Source organism: Stenotrophomonas sp. YJH_SMC_43 (genome assembly GCF_059372535.1).
In genome coordinates this window covers 1,086,336-1,102,140 of record NZ_JCAFVQ010000001.1, presented here as the reverse complement: position 1 = coordinate 1,102,140, position 15,805 = coordinate 1,086,336, and the positions used below count along the sequence as shown (strand labels likewise).

The 15,805-nt window shown below is 65.2% G+C and carries 17 protein-coding genes; 7 read left to right on the top strand and 10 right to left on the bottom strand.

The window, feature by feature from the left end:
• Positions 1-9: 9 nt before the first annotated feature.
• Both AC5QAH_RS05130 and AC5QAH_RS05125 read right to left on the bottom strand, forming a co-directional pair.
• Complete coding sequence (locus AC5QAH_RS05130) at positions 10-1,068, bottom strand: ABC transporter substrate-binding protein (protein ID WP_049409879.1); 1,059 nt, start codon at positions 1,066-1,068, stop codon at positions 10-12.
• A gap of 75 nt (positions 1,069-1,143) precedes the next feature.
• Positions 1,144-2,265 (bottom strand): 4-oxalomesaconate tautomerase, encoded by a 1,122-nt coding sequence (locus AC5QAH_RS05125; RefSeq protein WP_049409699.1) that lies wholly within the window; start codon positions 2,263-2,265, stop codon positions 1,144-1,146.
• A 109-nt stretch (positions 2,266-2,374) separates the two neighbouring features.
• Here AC5QAH_RS05125 and AC5QAH_RS05120 point away from each other — a divergent pair, with 109 nt between their 5' ends.
• The gene (locus AC5QAH_RS05120; RefSeq protein ID WP_010485668.1) at positions 2,375-3,277 is read left to right on the top strand and encodes a LysR family transcriptional regulator; all 903 of its coding nucleotides are present in this window, start codon (positions 2,375-2,377) and stop codon (positions 3,275-3,277) included.
• Positions 3,278-3,338: 61 nt separating this feature from the next.
• Here AC5QAH_RS05120 and AC5QAH_RS05115 read toward each other — a convergent pair whose 3' ends face one another.
• The 4 genes from AC5QAH_RS05115 to AC5QAH_RS05100 all read right to left on the bottom strand — a co-directional run bounded on the left by AC5QAH_RS05115 (position 3,339) and on the right by AC5QAH_RS05100 (position 6,241).
• Positions 3,339-3,719: a hypothetical protein gene (locus AC5QAH_RS05115; protein WP_019337724.1), complete on the bottom strand. Its 381-nt coding sequence runs from the start codon at positions 3,717-3,719 to the stop codon at positions 3,339-3,341.
• Between the two features lie 108 nt (positions 3,720-3,827).
• On the bottom strand, positions 3,828-4,424 hold the full coding sequence (locus tag AC5QAH_RS05110) for a DUF6622 family protein (RefSeq protein WP_329760415.1): 597 nt from the start codon (positions 4,422-4,424) through the stop codon (positions 3,828-3,830).
• Positions 4,425-4,442: 18 nt separating this feature from the next.
• Positions 4,443-5,327, bottom strand: coding sequence for a methylenetetrahydrofolate reductase (locus tag AC5QAH_RS05105; protein ID WP_043395907.1), 885 nt, complete (start codon positions 5,325-5,327; stop codon positions 4,443-4,445).
• Positions 5,327-6,241 (bottom strand): LysR family transcriptional regulator, encoded by a 915-nt coding sequence (locus AC5QAH_RS05100; protein WP_010485658.1) that lies wholly within the window; start codon positions 6,239-6,241, stop codon positions 5,327-5,329. The genes AC5QAH_RS05105 and AC5QAH_RS05100 overlap by 1 nt, the downstream gene beginning before the upstream one ends.
• 75 nt (positions 6,242-6,316) lie before the next feature.
• Between AC5QAH_RS05100 and msuE the strand changes: the two genes are divergently transcribed.
• Genes msuE through AC5QAH_RS05085 form a run of 3 tightly spaced genes read left to right on the top strand, consistent with a single transcriptional unit; the run spans position 6,317 to position 9,012 of the window.
• Positions 6,317-6,904, top strand: coding sequence for an FMN reductase (gene msuE / locus AC5QAH_RS05095; RefSeq protein ID WP_049409695.1), 588 nt, complete (start codon positions 6,317-6,319; stop codon positions 6,902-6,904).
• 56 nt (positions 6,905-6,960) lie between these two features.
• Positions 6,961-7,938 (top strand): DUF1852 domain-containing protein, encoded by a 978-nt coding sequence (locus AC5QAH_RS05090; RefSeq protein WP_010485654.1) that lies wholly within the window; start codon positions 6,961-6,963, stop codon positions 7,936-7,938.
• Positions 7,939-7,977: 39 nt separating this feature from the next.
• Positions 7,978-9,012 (top strand): methionine synthase, encoded by a 1,035-nt coding sequence (locus AC5QAH_RS05085; protein ID WP_010485652.1) that lies wholly within the window; start codon positions 7,978-7,980, stop codon positions 9,010-9,012.
• Here the strand turns inward: AC5QAH_RS05085 and AC5QAH_RS05080 are convergent.
• The 4 genes from AC5QAH_RS05080 to AC5QAH_RS05065 form a co-directional block, all read right to left on the bottom strand.
• On the bottom strand, positions 8,969-9,538 hold the full coding sequence (locus AC5QAH_RS05080; protein ID WP_495232146.1) for a hypothetical protein: 570 nt from the start codon (positions 9,536-9,538) through the stop codon (positions 8,969-8,971). The two genes, AC5QAH_RS05085 and AC5QAH_RS05080, sit on opposite strands and share 44 nt — an antisense overlap.
• 78 nt (positions 9,539-9,616) lie before the next feature.
• Positions 9,617-10,432 carry a S1 family peptidase gene (locus AC5QAH_RS05075; protein WP_019337731.1) on the bottom strand — a complete coding sequence of 272 codons (816 nt, stop codon included), beginning with the start codon at positions 10,430-10,432 and terminating at the stop codon, positions 9,617-9,619.
• Between the two features lie 134 nt (positions 10,433-10,566).
• Positions 10,567-10,878 (bottom strand): excalibur calcium-binding domain-containing protein, encoded by a 312-nt coding sequence (locus AC5QAH_RS05070; RefSeq protein ID WP_100064738.1) that lies wholly within the window; start codon positions 10,876-10,878, stop codon positions 10,567-10,569.
• Between the two features lie 130 nt (positions 10,879-11,008).
• Positions 11,009-12,013: an extracellular catalytic domain type 1 short-chain-length polyhydroxyalkanoate depolymerase gene (locus AC5QAH_RS05065; RefSeq protein ID WP_043395915.1), complete on the bottom strand. Its 1,005-nt coding sequence runs from the start codon at positions 12,011-12,013 to the stop codon at positions 11,009-11,011.
• A gap of 221 nt (positions 12,014-12,234) precedes the next feature.
• On the opposite strand from AC5QAH_RS05065, the gene AC5QAH_RS05060 reads away from it, so the two are divergent.
• Genes AC5QAH_RS05060 through AC5QAH_RS05050 form a run of 3 tightly spaced genes read left to right on the top strand, consistent with a single transcriptional unit; the run spans position 12,235 to position 15,793 of the window.
• A complete protein-coding gene (locus tag AC5QAH_RS05060; RefSeq protein WP_495232192.1) occupies positions 12,235-14,409 on the top strand; it encodes a TonB-dependent receptor in 2,175 nt (724 codons plus the stop codon).
• 32 nt (positions 14,410-14,441) lie between these two features.
• Positions 14,442-15,320: an alpha/beta fold hydrolase gene (locus AC5QAH_RS05055; RefSeq protein ID WP_241885133.1), complete on the top strand. Its 879-nt coding sequence runs from the start codon at positions 14,442-14,444 to the stop codon at positions 15,318-15,320.
• Entirely contained in the window at positions 15,317-15,793 is a 477-nt protein-coding gene (locus AC5QAH_RS05050) for a MaoC family dehydratase (RefSeq protein WP_495232145.1), read from the top strand. Before AC5QAH_RS05055 ends, AC5QAH_RS05050 begins: the two co-directional genes overlap by 4 nt.
• Positions 15,794-15,805: the final 12 nt, after the last annotated feature.

Below are 15,805 nucleotides of genomic sequence, written 5' to 3'. Positions count from 1 at the left end.
TACCTCCGCTTACGGTTGGGCCGCCGGCGCCGCAGCGTTGGCACGCTCGACGAAGGCATTGGTGTAGGTCCTGGACAGATCGATGTTGGCCTTGGCCACATCCGTGTTGAACTCGCGCAGCACCTTCAGTGGGGTTTCCAGGTCGGCCGGCGTGAAGTGACCGTCCCGGGTAAAGATCGCGCGGGCGTTCTCCACCGCGCGGGCATAGGTGGCGCGGTCGCCGGAGACGTAGCTGTCCGGCAGGGCCGCGACGATCTCCTCGGCGCTGTTGTCGGCGATGAACTTCAGCGCCATCTGCTCGGCCCGGGCAATCTTCGCGGCCGCCTCCGGTCGCTTGTCCAGGAAGCTCTGGTTGGCGTACATCACCGAGGTCGGGTACAGGCCGCCATAGACCTGGCGGGCGCCGTCATCGCTGCGCGCGTCGAGGAGGATCTTCCCGACCTTGCGCTCGGTGATCAGGGTGGCGGCCGGGTCGTAGTTGACCAGCAGGTCGATCTTGCCCTGCTCCAGCGCGGCGACCGCTGCGGCGCCCGAGCCGACGCCGATCAGCGAGATGCTGTCGGCCGGAATATCGTGCTGGGCGAGGAAGTGACGGACGAAGAAGTCTGACGATGAGCCCGGTGCGGTGATGCCGACCTTCTGGCCCTTGATGGTCTCCGGGCGGGCCGGATCGAAGGTGGCATCCTCGCGGCCGGCCATCACCAGGCCGGAGTTGCGCGAGAGCAGCACGAAGGCCACCACGTCCTTGCCCTTGGCCTGCATCTGGATGGTGTGGTCGTAGAAGCCGACGGCCACGTCGGTGGAATTGGCCACCAGCGCCTGCAGTACCTTGGAGCCGCCCTGGGCGAAGTTCTCGGTCTTCACTTCGAGACCGACATCCTTGAAATAGCCCTTTGCGTCGGCGATGAAGAACGGCAGGTTGTTGAGGTTGTAGGAGCCGACGCTGATGCGTACCGGTGCATTGTCACCACCGCCGGCGGATGCGCCTTCGGTGCGCCCGCTGTTGCTGCATCCGGCCGCGGCCAGACCAGCCGCGCACAGCGCGGCCATCAAGAACTGCTTGTACATCATCCCTCCCAGGAGTGAAGCATCTACGTTGTAATGGCGGGCATGCGTGTCTACGCCGGCCCGTCCGGGTTCAGATCATGCCGCTGACGTCCATTGGCGGGCTTGGGTGGCACTGGCCGTGGTGGGCGCGGGCGAAGTCGCGTACACGCGCCCCTCGAACAAGCGGCGCGCGGTGCGGACCACGCTGGCAATCACCGGCGAATCGCCCGAGCTGCGACTGAGGCCCACCTCCAGGGCCCCGCTCGGATGTTCGAGGGTAATGCGGCCGGGAACGGACAGGCATCCGACCAAAGTGTGGGCCAGCGTGCCCGGCGTAACGGCGGCGGTGGCCAGGCCAACGGCACCGGTAATGGCCAGCGCGGTGTGGCATTGATGCGGCATGAAATAGCGCACCTGCAGATCGCCCCCCTGTTGCGGCGCCGACAGCAGCACCGGCTTCGGAATGACCTTGTTGCCGGCGTCGGCGATGCCCATGCGGGCACCTGCCTCGATGCGCAGCGCTTCCAGCCGGCGCATGAACGCCGCGTCCGCGTTCAGTTCGACGGGCGAAGCATCACCACGTACGCCCAGGTCTTGGGCACGCACCAACATCATCGGCATGGCGCAGTCCACCAGGCTGACCGGGACGCCATCGATGGATTCCTGCGCGTGCCCGCTGGGCAGCAGCTTGCCGGTGCGGGCGCCCGCGGCATCAAGGAAGGAAAGCCTGACCGGCGCAGCCGAGCCCGGCGCGCCGGCAATGCGCGTATCGCCGCGGTAGACCACGTTACCGCCCGGCGTTTCCACGGTCGCGATGATCAGCTTGCCGGTGTTGACGTTGTGGATGCGCACCTCGGTCTGCGGATCCTGAGCCTGCACCAGCCCCCGCTCGATGGCATACGGGCCCACCGCCGCCAGCATGTTGCCGCAGTTGGGAGACGTGTCCACGACCTGCTGCTCCACCCTTACCTGGGCGAACAGATAGTCCACGTCGGCATCTGCCCGGCTCGATCGGTCGATGATGGCCACCTTGCTGGTCAGTGCGTTGCCACCACCGATGCCGTCGATCTGCAGCGGATGACCCGACCCCATCACTTCCAGCAGCAGGCGATCGCGTTCGGCGGTGTCCGCCGGCAGGTCGCTGGCCAGGAAGAACGGGCCCTTGGAGGTACCGCCGCGCATGAGAACGCAGGGAATGCTGAGCAGATCGTTGGACATACGTGTGCTAGATTGATGCGTGTAGGGGATGAATGACCCCTCTGTGATTCGATACTGGCATGACCCCAATTGATCTGTGAATTGCTGATTTTTGGATGATTGATACCCGATGAGCATCAATTGCGAAATCCTGGATCTGCGTGCGTTCCTGCTGGTGTCGGAGACCCGCAGCTTCCATCGCGCCGCGGAAATCCTGCACGTCTCCCAGCCAGCACTCAGCCGGCGTATCCAGAAACTGGAACAGGCGGTGGGGTCGCCGCTGCTGGAGCGCACCACGCGCAGCGTCAGTACCACCGCTGTCGGCGAGAACCTGCTGCCGCTGGTGCGCCGCATGCTGGAGGAATTCGATGGATCACTGTTCTCGCTGCGCGGCCGCGAGGACACCCGCGGCGCGACAGTGACCATCGCCTGCCTGCCGACGGCGGCGTTCTACTTCCTGCCCAGCGTGATGGCGCGTTTCCACGAAGCGCACCCGAACGTGCGCTTCCGCATTCTGGATATCCCGGCCACGGAGGGTCTGCAGGCAGTGGAACGTGGCGAAGTGGAGTTCGGCATCAACTTCATGGGCGCCAACGATCCGAATCTCGATTTCGACGTACTGGCAGAGGACCCGTTCGTGCTGGCGTGCCGTCGCGATCATCCGCTGGCGCGCAAGCGCAAGGTGGAATGGGCCGACCTGGCCGAGCACCAGTTGATCACCGTGCATCGCACCAGCGGCAACCGCACGCTGCTGGATGGTGCGCTGGCGCGCGAGAACCTCAAGTTGAGCTGGCACTACGAAGTGACCCACCTGTCGACGTCACTGGGCATGGTCGAGGCGGGCATCGGGGTGTCGGTGCTGCCGAAGATGGCTACGCCAGATGGGGATCACCCCACCCTGGTGACGCGCGCGATCGGCAACCCGGTGGTGTCACGCACGATCGGCATCGTCCGCCGCCGCGGCGCCCTGCTCTCGCCCACGGCGGAGCGATTCCTGCAGATGCTGATGAGCCAGTGGCGTGGGGAGGCGTGAGCAGCCCCGCAGTTCACGCACCCATCCGTTCCGGCACACTGGGCGCTGACAGGGTCGCCCTTCATGACGAGGCCGCGAAGATCGACGCAATACCTGCAAGCGATCCCACGGCCACCCATGAGAGCGTGGCGAATGCAGTCAGCAGTACCTTCCGGTGGACGGCCTGCGCTTCGTTCTGGGCCTCCGACCGTCGCGCATAGGGCCTGGAGAAACCCAGCAGTTCGCCGGTGACAGTCAACACCCCCATCAGGATCAGTGCGGTCACGCAGAAGCCGAACATGGAGCCTATGAAGGCCAAATGGCGGGTGTCGCCGATAGCCGGCTGAGTCCCGGCCAGGGCTTCCACAAGTTGCCCCGTCCACCGGGCGGGCAGCCAAGCCAGGGCTGCGACAATGCCGAAGTGACTGGCCACGTTGATCCAGAACCAGGATGTGGTCTTCATGACGTCAGCGTTTCCGGTGTTGGCCAGTGGCGGGCATCGTGACGCCTGCGCCAGCCCCGCGCAACGCTGCATGGGGAAGCCAGCCAGCGGCCGGCACTACCAGGTCAATCAGCCTGCGGTTTCCAGTCCCTTGCCCGCCGCCTCCATCCGCAACGAAGCCAGGTACCGGGCGTACTTGCCGACGAAGATGCCGGTGAATCCGCCTGTCAGCAGCAGGTAGGCGGCACTGAAACCGGCATGGGCGCACAGCGACGGCGACACCGCAAATGCGGCTTCGAAGCCGTACTTCACCAGGAAGGTGACCAGCAGCAGCGGCAGCAGGCTGAAGTCCGCGCTGCGCCAGAGCTTGCCGGTGCTGCGGTCCAGCGTCAGCTTCAAGCGATTCAGCAGCAGCCAGGCAAGCGCCGCGCCCGTTGCGATGCCGGCCAGCCACTCGCTCCAGGCGGCCAGCGACGCGCCGAAGCGATGACTGATCGACCACGCGCCCCAGACTGCGAACAGCGCGGGCACGATCGCCAGTTTGTGCAGCGAGGTTTCTGCAGGCTTCGTGGCGGCGATGCCACGGGTGACCAGGAAAGCAAGGAGCAGCCAGACCCAGACCGGCGTCTGCGAGGCGAGGTTCTGGAGTATGTTCATGAGCGGTCCCTGGGTGAGTGGTGGCGAGGGGGCCTCGCCTTGGCGCTCACTATTCGCTTCCGCCCCAATGGCGACCAGTGACAGCTGTCAGTCTTCGTGGATTACGCCGCGCGCACCGCGAACACGCTGCCGGTACTGCTCGATCCACTCCAGCGAGGGCGCAACACCGCCGAACGGGAACAGGTGCGGACTGACCTGGCCATGCGCGCTGGTCAAGCCCTTCACCAGGCGATCGACGAAAACCTCCGGCCCCGCCGTTCCGAGCAGGCGGCCGATCGAGATGCCATACCGGGCGAGCATCGATGCACTGGCGCCTACGCCGCACATCGCCGCATAACGCAGCAAGCGGGTGATGCTGGCCGGACCCGGCACACCGACCAGCACCGGAACGGTGATGCCACGCGTGCGCAGTGCATCCAACCAAGTCAGCACGGTATCGGCATCGAACGCGAACTGGGTGACGATCAAGGGGGCCATGCCGCGTGCTTCGATGCGCTGGCATTTGTGTTGAAGCGCCTGCCAGCGTTCGTCACTGCTCATTACCGGGTGGCCTTCCGGATGCCCACCGATGGCGGCGACCTTGATACCGTGTCGCTCCAGAAGACCGGTCTCGATGATCGACGCGCTGTCTGCAAATGGTCCGATGGGCGTGGCTAGGTCACCCGCGATCAGCAGGCAACGCGCGACCCCGGCTTCGCCGGCGGCACGTTCCAGGAAGCGTTCAAGCGCTGCGTGTGACCCGATACGCCGGGCGGAGAGATGCGGCATCGGCTCGAAGCCGAGCTCGCGCACCGCGCATGCGGCGGCCAGGCGTGCGTCGTCGTCCTCGCTGGCTAGCCAGGGAATGGAAATGATTGTGCCGCGCGGTATGCGGGCCGCCTCGGCGCGCAGCGCAGGCATGGCTTTCGCGCTGACTTCCAGTGAAAAGGCGTTGATGAAGGCGTCCGCCCGCAGTGACATGCCTGCCGACATCAACGCGCCCCGCCCACATTGCCGGCAAGCGGCGAGCTGTTACGGGCCAGCTCGATGAAGGCCTGGAGGTAGTCGATACCGGTATCGGCCTCGCGCGCGCCCAGGTAGATCTGCTTGGGAATGCCCTTGGCGCCCAGGCGCACCGGCACGACGTCCATGCGCGCGGCGTACTCCTCCACCAGCCAGCGCGGCATGGCGGCCACGCCGCGGCCGCTGGCCACCATCTGCATCATGATGTCGGTGGTTTCAATGGCCTTGTGGCGCCGCGGCGTGATGCCGGCCGGCAGCAGGAACTGGTTGTAGATGTCCAGACGCTCGAACGGCACCGGGTAGCTGATCAGCACTTCCTGGCCGAGCTGGCGCGGCTTTACGTAGTCCACCTTGGCCAGGGCGTGGTTGCTGGCCACCACCAGCACCTGCTCGTAGTCGAACACGGGAATGAACTTCAGGCCTGGCTTCAGCAGCGGGTCGGGGGTGACCAGCAGGTCGATCTCGTAGCCGAACAAGGCGCCGATACCGCCGAACTGGAATTTCTGCTTGACGTCCACATCCACATCCGGCCACGCGGCCAGATACGGCGAGACGATCTTCAGCAGCCACTGGTAGCAGGGATGGCATTCCATGCCGATGCGCAGCGCACCGCGCTCGCCCTGGGCGAACTGGCCCAGTCGTTCCTCGGCCAGGTCCAGCTGCGGCAGCACCCGGTTGGCGACTGCCAGCAGGTATTGCCCGGCCTGGGTCAGCCGCAGGCTGCGGCCTTCGCGCAGCCACACATCGGTGCCGAGCTGCTGCTCCAGCTTTTTCATGCTGTGGCTCAGGGCTGACTGGGTCAGGTTGAGCACGCCGGCCGCGGCGGTGAGCGAGCCCTGCTGCTCGACCTGCTGCACGATGCTGAGGTGGATCCGTTCCAGCATGACGATGAATCTCGCTCATGGATTGGTGAAGTAATACCATTTTACGTCATGGAAGGCACTGACTAGGATCGGGTCATGCTTTCACCTGCCCACCCCCTTCGAATCGTCGCCGTCTCCGGCGGATTGCAACGCCCTTCCAGGGCCGCCACGCTGGCCGAGCATCTGCTGGACCTGATCGGCGAGGACATCCATTGCGAGCAACACCTGATCGAACTGGGCGAGCTGGCGCCGCAGCTGGCCGGCGCACTGTGGCGCTCACAGTTGCCCGACGCTGTGGAGCGGCAGCTGGTTGCTGTTGAACAGGCCGACGTACTGGTGGTGGCAACGCCGGTCTACCGCGGTTCGTACACGGGGCTGTTCAAGCACTTCTTCGACTTCATCCACCAGGACGCACTGGTCGACACCCCCATCCTTCTGGCCGCCAACGGTGGCAGCGAGCGCCACTCGCTGGTGATCGACCATCAGCTGCGCCCGCTCTTCAGCTTCTTCCAGGCGCGCACCCTGCCATTGGGTGTCTACGCCACCGATCGCGATTTCGCCGACGGCCGCGTGCACAGCGACGCCCTGATCGAGCGGGCGCGACTGGCGGTACGGCGGGCCATGCCGCTGCTGGCGCTGCCCCGCCATCGTGCCACCGCCCTTGAGGCCGCCGCAGCGCTTTGAATGCCGGATGCCCTCGCCCGCATCCGGATGCCACCCCGCAACACGGAACGCCGCCCATGACGACCGACACCTTCACCTTCAGCATCACGCGCATCCCCTTCAACGAGGACTACCAGCCCGCCGATGGCACGCGCATCACCACCAATTTCGCCAATCTGGCGCGCGGCGCATCCCGGCAGGAGAACCTGCGCAACACGATCAGCATGATCAACAACCGCTTCAACGATCTGGCGCACTGGGACAACCCGAGCGCGGATCGCTATGCGGTCGAGCTGGACATCATCTCGGTGGAGATGCACATCGACGGCAGCGATGGCAGTGATCCGTTCCCGTTGATCGAGGTCCTGCGCCCAACCATTGTCGACACGCAGACCGGTGCGCGTACCGAGGGTATCGTCGGCAACAACTTCTCGTCCTACGTGCGCGACTACGATTTCAGCGTGGTGCTGCCGGCCAGCAACGAGGGCAAGGCCACCTTCGGTATTCCGGAAGGCTTTGGCGACCTGCATGGCAAGCTGTTCAAGCACTTCCTGGAGTCTGACGCCTACCGTGCCAACTTCAGCAAGGGGCCGGTGATCTGCATCAGCGTATCCAGCAGCAGGACCTACCACCGCACCGAGAACCACCATCCGATCCTGGGCGTGGAATACCGCCAGGGCGAGTTCTCTCCCACTGACCAGTATTTCGACAAGATGGGCCTGCAGGTGCGCTACTTCATGCCACCGGGCAGCGTGGCGCCGCTTGCCTTCTACTTCCAGGGCGACCTGCTGGGGGATTACTCGAATCTGGAACTGATCGGCACCATCAGCACGATGGAAGCGTTCCAGAAGATCTACCGCCCGGAGATCTACAACGCCAACTCTGTGGCCGGCAAGGTCTACCAGCCCAGCCTGAAGCACCAGGACTATTCGTCCACCCGCATCGTCTACGACCGCGAAGAGCGCAGCCAGCTGGCAGTCAAGCAGGGCAAGTTCACCGAAGAACACTTCATCAAGCCGTATCGCGCCGTGCTTGAGCAGTGGGCTGCCCGTTGATCCATCGATTTTCCATTCGCCCCCAGGAAACAAGACGCAATGTCGACGAAGAAACTGCTCCCTACCTCCACCGCCGGCAGCCTGCCCAAGCCGTCCTGGCTGGCAGAACCCGAAAAGCTCTGGTCGCCCTGGAAGCTGCAGGACAAAGGCCTGACTGAAGGCAAGCAGGATGCCCTGCGCCTGTCCCTGCAGGAACAGCAGCATGCCGGCATCGATATCGTCAGCGACGGCGAGCAGACCCGGCAGCACTTCGTCACCACCTTCATCGAACACCTCAGCGGCGTTGATTTCGAGAAGCGCGAGACCGTGCGCATCCGCAACCGCTACGATGCCAGCGTGCCGACCGTGGTCGGCGCAGTGAGCCGTCCGAAGCCGGTGTTCGTGGAGGATGCGAAGTTCCTGCGCCGGCAGACCACGCAGCCGATCAAGTGGGCACTGCCTGGCCCGATGACGATGATCGACACGCTGTACGACGCGCACTACAAGAGCCGTGAGAAGCTGGCCTGGGAATTCGCGAAGATCCTCAACGAGGAAGCAAAGGAGCTGGAAGCCGCTGGCGTGGACATCATCCAGTTCGACGAGCCGGCCTTCAACGTGTTCTTCGACGAAGTGAACGACTGGGGCGTAGCCGCGTTGGAGCGTGCGATCGAAGGACTGAAGTGCGAGACCGCCGTGCACATCTGCTACGGCTACGGCATCAAGGCCAACACCGACTGGAAGCAGACGCTGGGGTCGGAATGGCGGCAGTATGAAGAGTCGTTCCCCAAGCTGCAGACCTCCAACCTCGACATCATCTCGCTGGAATGCCACAACTCGCACGTACCGATCGACCTGATCGAGCTGGTGCGTGGCAAGAAAGTGATGGTGGGCGCCATCGACGTGGCTTCCAGCACGGTGGAGACCGCCGATGAAGTAGCCAACACCCTGCGCAAGGCCCTGCAGTTCGTGGATGCCGACAAGCTTTACCCGAGCACCAACTGCGGCATGGCGCCGCTGGCCCGTGAAGTGGCACGGGGCAAGCTGCGTGCGCTCAGCGAAGGGGCCCGGATCGTGCGTGAGGAGCTTTCGGTGTAGCCCTGGCTGGAGATGTGTTCCCGTTTCGGCGCGGGGAGGATGGAATCTGGCCGGGTACAGACCAGGCTCCACCTCGTCCCTGCACCTCGGGCCTGGCGGCCATCATGCGCGGCCTTGGTGTCAGCGCTTCCTTGATCCTCCCCATCTCCCCTGCCCCGGCTTCAGCCAGGCGCCGGGCCTGCTGCCGCTGCTCCCGCGTCAGCACCTGCGAGGGCACGGCGCCCGCGCCGGGCGCAACAGCCACCAACCGCGCCACCGCATCGCGCAGAGGCAACTGCGGGCAGAGCCGTGCAGCACACCAGCGCTCGGCGTAGCGCTTGGCCTGACGGGCGCTGGCGGCGGACACGACCTTGGCCTGTGACATCTTGCGTGCGTCCAGATACAGGCGGAACCCGAGCACGGCATGCGGCACGATACTGGCCACCGAACGGCCGTTCCACCACAGATCCCAGCGCTCACCGCTCTGCGCCCAGCCGGATGGCCGGGAGGCGGTCACGCACGCAGGAAATTTGAACGAAGAGGCCATGGCGGAAAGGATACGAACACCCGTCGCATGACTTGAGACCGGGCGAACACCTGCGCGGAAGGCTGCCCGGATGCACTATTAACGTGACGCGTCACGCTCGATGATGCTTTCGATCCAGTTGAGGTAGCGGGACACGCGGACGTTGTAAACCACCTGGCCATAGAAGCCCGCCTCTAGCGCATGCTCGGGAACGGCGGTGATCCAGGAGCCGAGGCCCACCAGCTGCCAGGTCCCTTCCTTACTGATCAGCAGCGGGCCGCCGCTGTCGCCGTTGCCGAGCACGCCCTCAAGGGGAAGGCCCTGCGGAGGTGGATCGAACCGGTACCAGAGATAGCGCGTGTTGCCGCCGGTGATCGCGTTGCAGGCTCGCCGCAGCGTCGTACGATGCGGCCCGCCGGGCGCCAGCCCCACGGCACCGTTGCCGGTGGCGCCTTTCCCTATCAGGGAGGCGACCTGCGTGACCTCGTCGGCGCCACGGTAGAGTGCGACCGGCGGCACACCGCTCACCGGGGCGGCAAGTCTGATCAGTGCAATGTCGTCCGACGCTGCCAGAAACGCATGGATTTTCGATGCGCTCCCGGTTGCCATCGCTTCCTTGCCCAGCGCCTCGGGCATCCTCCGGTAGCCGGGGTGCAGGAAGACACGCTCGACGCCGTAGCCCTTCCCATCGATGGTGATCGTGGCATCCATCCCCTCCATCGGCGCGGCATGCCCGGCAGTCAGCACCCACTGCGGTGCGATCAGGACGCCGTGCCCCTCGCCCGGCATGTCTGCCAGTGCCGGGAACACCGATGCGTCGATCCGGTACCTGGCATCGTCAACATCATCGCGGATGACCACGGCACCGGCGGCGAACGGGAGCGTGGCCAATGCCAGGAAAATCCAGCGCTTCATGATTGCTTTCATCCTTGCAGTTCGATCACAACAGCCTAGGGGATATCCCTGCAATACGGGGAGATCGTGCGACCACTCCCGGCGATGGCCGACGAACCCGGGGAAACGGGAGTTGAAGCCAGGTGGGGCATGCCCTACCTGCGGCCCCGATAGGGTTCGCAGCCCACGCCGTCATTGTCACGATCGAGGTGCGGGCCATACCCCGGATCACCACGCCGTACCGGCGCAACCCCGGCGGCGCGGGCCTCCGCGCAGTTGGCAAATGCCCGGGAACCGCGCGCGGGGGCGGGGGCGAAACTGCTGCGCGGAGTGTCGACGTATCGAGGGGCAGCTGGAGCGCCTCGATGGCAGTGATACTCACCCGTTTTCCGGTTGGCGTGGCAACCCTGCTTGTCGAGCCCGCCCGGATGCGCGAGCACATTGGCGGACAGTGCCAGTGCGAGCATGCCGGATGCAGCCAATACGATGGAATCTCGGCGCCGGGTATCCATGCCTTCCCCCTGTCAGGCAATCCTGCCAAAGGGAAGGCTAGCATGGTGTCTCGACCGCCAGGCTTGACGCTGCAGCGGCGACCACTCAGCGCTGGTAGTCCTTCAGGAACAGCCAGGTGATCAGCGTGGCATCCGGCCCCTTCGGGTCGGTGAATGGCAGGCCCGACTGGCTGCCGCTCCAGGCATGCCCCATGCCCTGCACCACATAGTGCTGGACCAGCGTCCTGCCGCCGTACGCGTAGGTGTCGACGGTATACGCGCGGCCGCCCGGCACCTGGCCGTGATAGGTGCTGGTCGGCACGTACTTCACCGAATCGTTGTCCATGCCGTCGTCGGCCAGGTCATTGGTCTGCAGGAACTGGCGCACGGCCTGCTGCCCGTTCACCGGGTTGACGGTGAGGTCGGCGCTGCCATGGAACACCAGCACCGGCAGCGGTCGCGGCGACGGCGAACCCGAACACTGCCATGCCAGGCGACCGTTGCTGTCCGGCGAGTAGATGCTGCCAGCCAACAGTGCGTAGGCGCTACCGGAAATCGTGGTCGCGCCCTTGAACATGCCACCGGAATGGATGGCACCTGCGGCGAACACGTCCGAATAGCAGCCCAGCATGATCGAGGTCATCGCGCCGCCCGCCGAAATGCCGGTGACGTACACGCGATGCGGATCAACGCTGTAAGCCGCCTTCACCTTTTCCACGATGCCGGCCAGGAGCGAGGGCTCGCCACTGTCGCGTGCCTGGTTGATCGGCAGCTGCCAGTTCCAGCAGCGGGCCGGATTGGAGGTGACGTTCTGCCGCGGGTAGACCACGATGAAGCCTTCGGTGTCGGCCACATCGTTGAAGCCCGAGGCCTCGCCCATCAGGTTCGGCCCGGTCACGCAGCCGTGCAGCACTAGCAGCAGGGGCAGCGGTTGTGTGTCGTCGTAGCCGGCGGGCACCCACACCTGGTATTCGCGGGCGCCGAACAGATTGCCGTACAGGCCAATGTCCCAATGCCCGGCCGGGCCTGCGGCAACGGCGCTGCCCGCCATCGCCAGCCAACTGCACAGTATCAGCAGTACAACCTTGATCGAATCGATTCCGGATTTCATGGCCAGATCCTCATGCGTGAGTCGTGGATGAAGGGGTACCGGGATGCGCTTCCGGCTGGGGGCGCGCCCAGTATCCGCATCCGGCGGCCGCTGCCGACTGGACCTAGGTCCAGTCGCCGCTGCCCGATGACACCGCTAGCCTTGGCTGCAGGGGTGGCAATGGGCCATCTGCAAGCACCTGCCTGGGGGAGGACCGAATGAAACGGAATTGTTTGAGTCTCATGATCGGCGCGCTGCTGGCCTCTGGGCCGGTACTGGCACAGGAAGCGCCCCAGGCCACGCCGACGGTGGGCAGGACTGCATCACCCACCAACCTGGACAGCATCAAGGTCACCGCACGCAAGCGCGAGGAAACCCTGCAGGAGGTGCCGGTTGCCGTCACTGCGTTTACCTCCGAGGCGCTGGACAAGATGAATGTCCAGGACATCAGCGACCTGGATGCGCAGGTGCCCAACCTGACCATCTACGCTGCCCGCGGCGCCAGCAGCACGGTCACCGCCTACATCCGTGGCATCGGCCAGTCCGATCCCACCTGGGGCGCCGATCCGGGCGTGGGCATCTACTTGGACGACGTCTATATCGCGCGTCCGCAGGGTGCGCTGCTGGATGTGTTCGATGTCTCGCGCATCGAGGTGCTGCGCGGCCCGCAGGGCACGCTGTATGGCAAGAACACCATCGGCGGCGCGATCAAGTACATCTCGCGCGGCCTGCCCACCCAGACCGAGGGCTTCGCCCAGATCACCGTGGGCAACTACAGCCAGCTGGATGCGAAGGCGGCCATCGGCGGCCCGATCGGCGGTGCCGACAGCGGCCTGCGCGCCCGTGTGGCGGTGGCCAGCATGAACCACGACGGGTTTGGCGAGAACACCTTCAACGGCCAGCCGGTCAGCGACAAGCAGATCAACGCGGCACGCCTGAACCTGGGCGCGTATGCGGGCGATGACTTCGACGTGCAGTTCGCACTGGACTGGATCGACGATCAGTCCGGCATGCGCGGCTCGAAGATGCTGGCGCCCAATCCGTTCCTGCGCGCCTACCCGCCGATGGACAGCCGCTATGACATCCGCTCGGGCATGCGCAACCTCAACAACGTGGAGAGCAAGGGCGCCTCGGCCACGGTGAACTGGCGGCCGAACGAAGACATCGCTCTGAAATACGTGGTCGCCAAGCGTGAATCGGACAGCGAGGCCAACATCGACTTCGATACCGCCCCGGTCAAGCTCGCCGACGTGGGGGGCACCTACCACGACGACCAGGTCAGCAACGAAGTGCAGTTGAACTACGATGCCGGCGGCCGGGTGCGCGGCGTGGTCGGCCTGTACCAGTTCAGCGGCGAAGCTGGCGGGCAGATCCAGAACAACTACTTCAGTGCGCAGTTCGCCGACAACCAGGGCAAGGTGCTGACCGACAGCATCGCGCTGTACGCGGACTGGACCTTCGACCTGACCAGCAGACTGAAGCTCGATGTCGGCGCCCGCTATACCGACGAGGACAAACGCGCGATCGTGCTGAATCGCCTCTACGCGGACCCGGGCTTCATCCGGCCGGTGGCGGTGACCGCCGATTTCGACAAGAAGACCAACTTCAAGAACGTCTCGCCCAAGGTCTCGCTGGACTACCAGATCACCCCGGACATCATGGTCTATGGCCTGGCGACGCGTGGCTTCAAGTCCGGTGGCTACAACATCCGCGCCAACGCGGTGGCGGTTCCGCGCTCGGCGGAGCCGTTCGATGACGAGACCGTGGACAGTTACGAAGTCGGCAGCAAGATGGCCTTCCTCGACCAGCGCCTGTTCCTGAACCTGTCGGCGTTCTACAACAAGTACAAGGACATCCAGCTGTCGGTGTTCACCGGCCTGGATACCAATGGCGACGGCATCGATGATTCCTTCTTCGGCGATTTCACCAATGCCGGCGCCGGTACCGTCAAAGGCCTGGAAGTCGAGTATCAGTACCTGCCCAGCCAGCACTGGCTGATTTCCGGCAACCTGGCGTGGCTGGATACCAAGTACGACGAGTACATGGACCGCGGCATCAACGTGGCCAGGCAGATGAAGTTCACCAATGCCCCGGAATTCTCCGGTGCGGTCAACGTGGAATACCGCACCGACCTGGCCAACGGCAGCAACCTGTCGGCACGGGTGAGCTACAGCTATCAGAGCGAGGTCTGGCCGACCACTGACCTGAGCCCGGTGATCCGACAGCAGGGTTACGGGCTGGTCAATGCCGGCGTCATCTGGCGCCTGGATGATGCGTGGACCTTCTCGCTGCAGGGCACCAACCTGGCCGACAAGGAATACCGCACCACCGGTTACAACATCCCGGCGGTCGGCACGCTGATTGGCTTCTATGGCCCGCCGCGCCAATATAGCCTCAGCGTCCGGTACGATTTCTAGCGCATCCGTTACGATCTTCAGGAAGCTTCTGCATGACGCAGTCTTACGACGACCTGTACTGGAACAGCAATGATGGATTGCGCCTGCACGCGCGCGACCATGCACCCGATGCGGGGCAGGCAGCGCGTGGCACGGTGGTCTGCATTCCAGGACTGACCCGCAATGGCGCCGATTTCGACGCGCTGGCCGATGTACTCACCGCCGAGGGCTGGCGCGTGATCGCGGTCGACCTGCGCGGTCGCGCAGGGTCGGAACGCGCATATGACCCGTCCAGCTACAACCCACGTGCCTATGCGGATGACATGGTCGCGCTGCTGCGCTCGCAGAACATCGACAAGGCGGTGTTCGTCGGCACCTCGCTGGGCGTACTGGTGACCATCACCCTCGCCTCGCGCGCGCCCGAGCGGATCGCGGGCGCGGTGCTCAACGATGCCGGCCCCAAGGTGCCACGCGAGGCGCTGGCACGGATCGGCAAGTACGCCGGCAAGCCGGTCCCGCCGATGGACCTGGTGCAGGCCACGGCTTACGTGGAATCCATCGGCAAGGCCGCGTTCCCTCGCTTCAGCACCGACGACTGGCGGCAGATGGCGGTGCGCACCTTCCGCCCACGAAACGATGGCCTGCTGGAACTGGACTACGACCCGGCGGTGATCCGCACCACCCGGCCATGGCTGCTGTGGCTGTTGCGTCCGCTGCTATGGCGTGCGGTTCGCGGGCTGACCGCACGGGTGCCGGTGCTGGTGGTGCGCGGTGCGCTGTCCGACATCCTGCCAGCCGATGTCGCGCGACAGATGGCGGCCACCTCGGAAAGTGCCCGCCTGGTGGAGGTGCCCGATGTGGGGCACGCGCCGATGCTGTCCGAGCCAGAGGCGCGTGACGCGATCCTGACCTTGCTGGAGCGTGTGGCGTGAGTGCGGACAGCGACCTGCCTCCCGCCCTGCTGGCGTTGCAGCAGTGGGCCGCCAGTGAGCGGCTGAGTGGCGTGACCCGCGTGGACCAGACGCGTATCGATGCCTTTGCCGACGCCACCGGCGACCACAACTGGATCCATGTCGATCCGGCGCGGGCGCAGGCGCAGATGCCGGGTGGGCAGACCATCGCACACGGCTTCCTGCTGCTCTCGCTGATGGTGGAGGACGATGTGGCCGCCCTCGCCGGCTTCCCCGGCATCGCCCATGTGCTCAACTACGGCTTGAACAAGGTCCGCTTCCTGGCGCCGGTGCCGAGCGGGTCCGAGGTGCGGGTACGCTCGCAGCTGGTGTCACTGGATGCGCGCCATCCCGGCCAGTGGCTGCTGACCCAGCGCAAGGCCGTTGAGCGGGTGGCCGATGGCGAGCTGGCACTGGTCGCTGAGCAGCTGTCACTGATTGTGATCGCCTCCTAGCACCACCCTGCC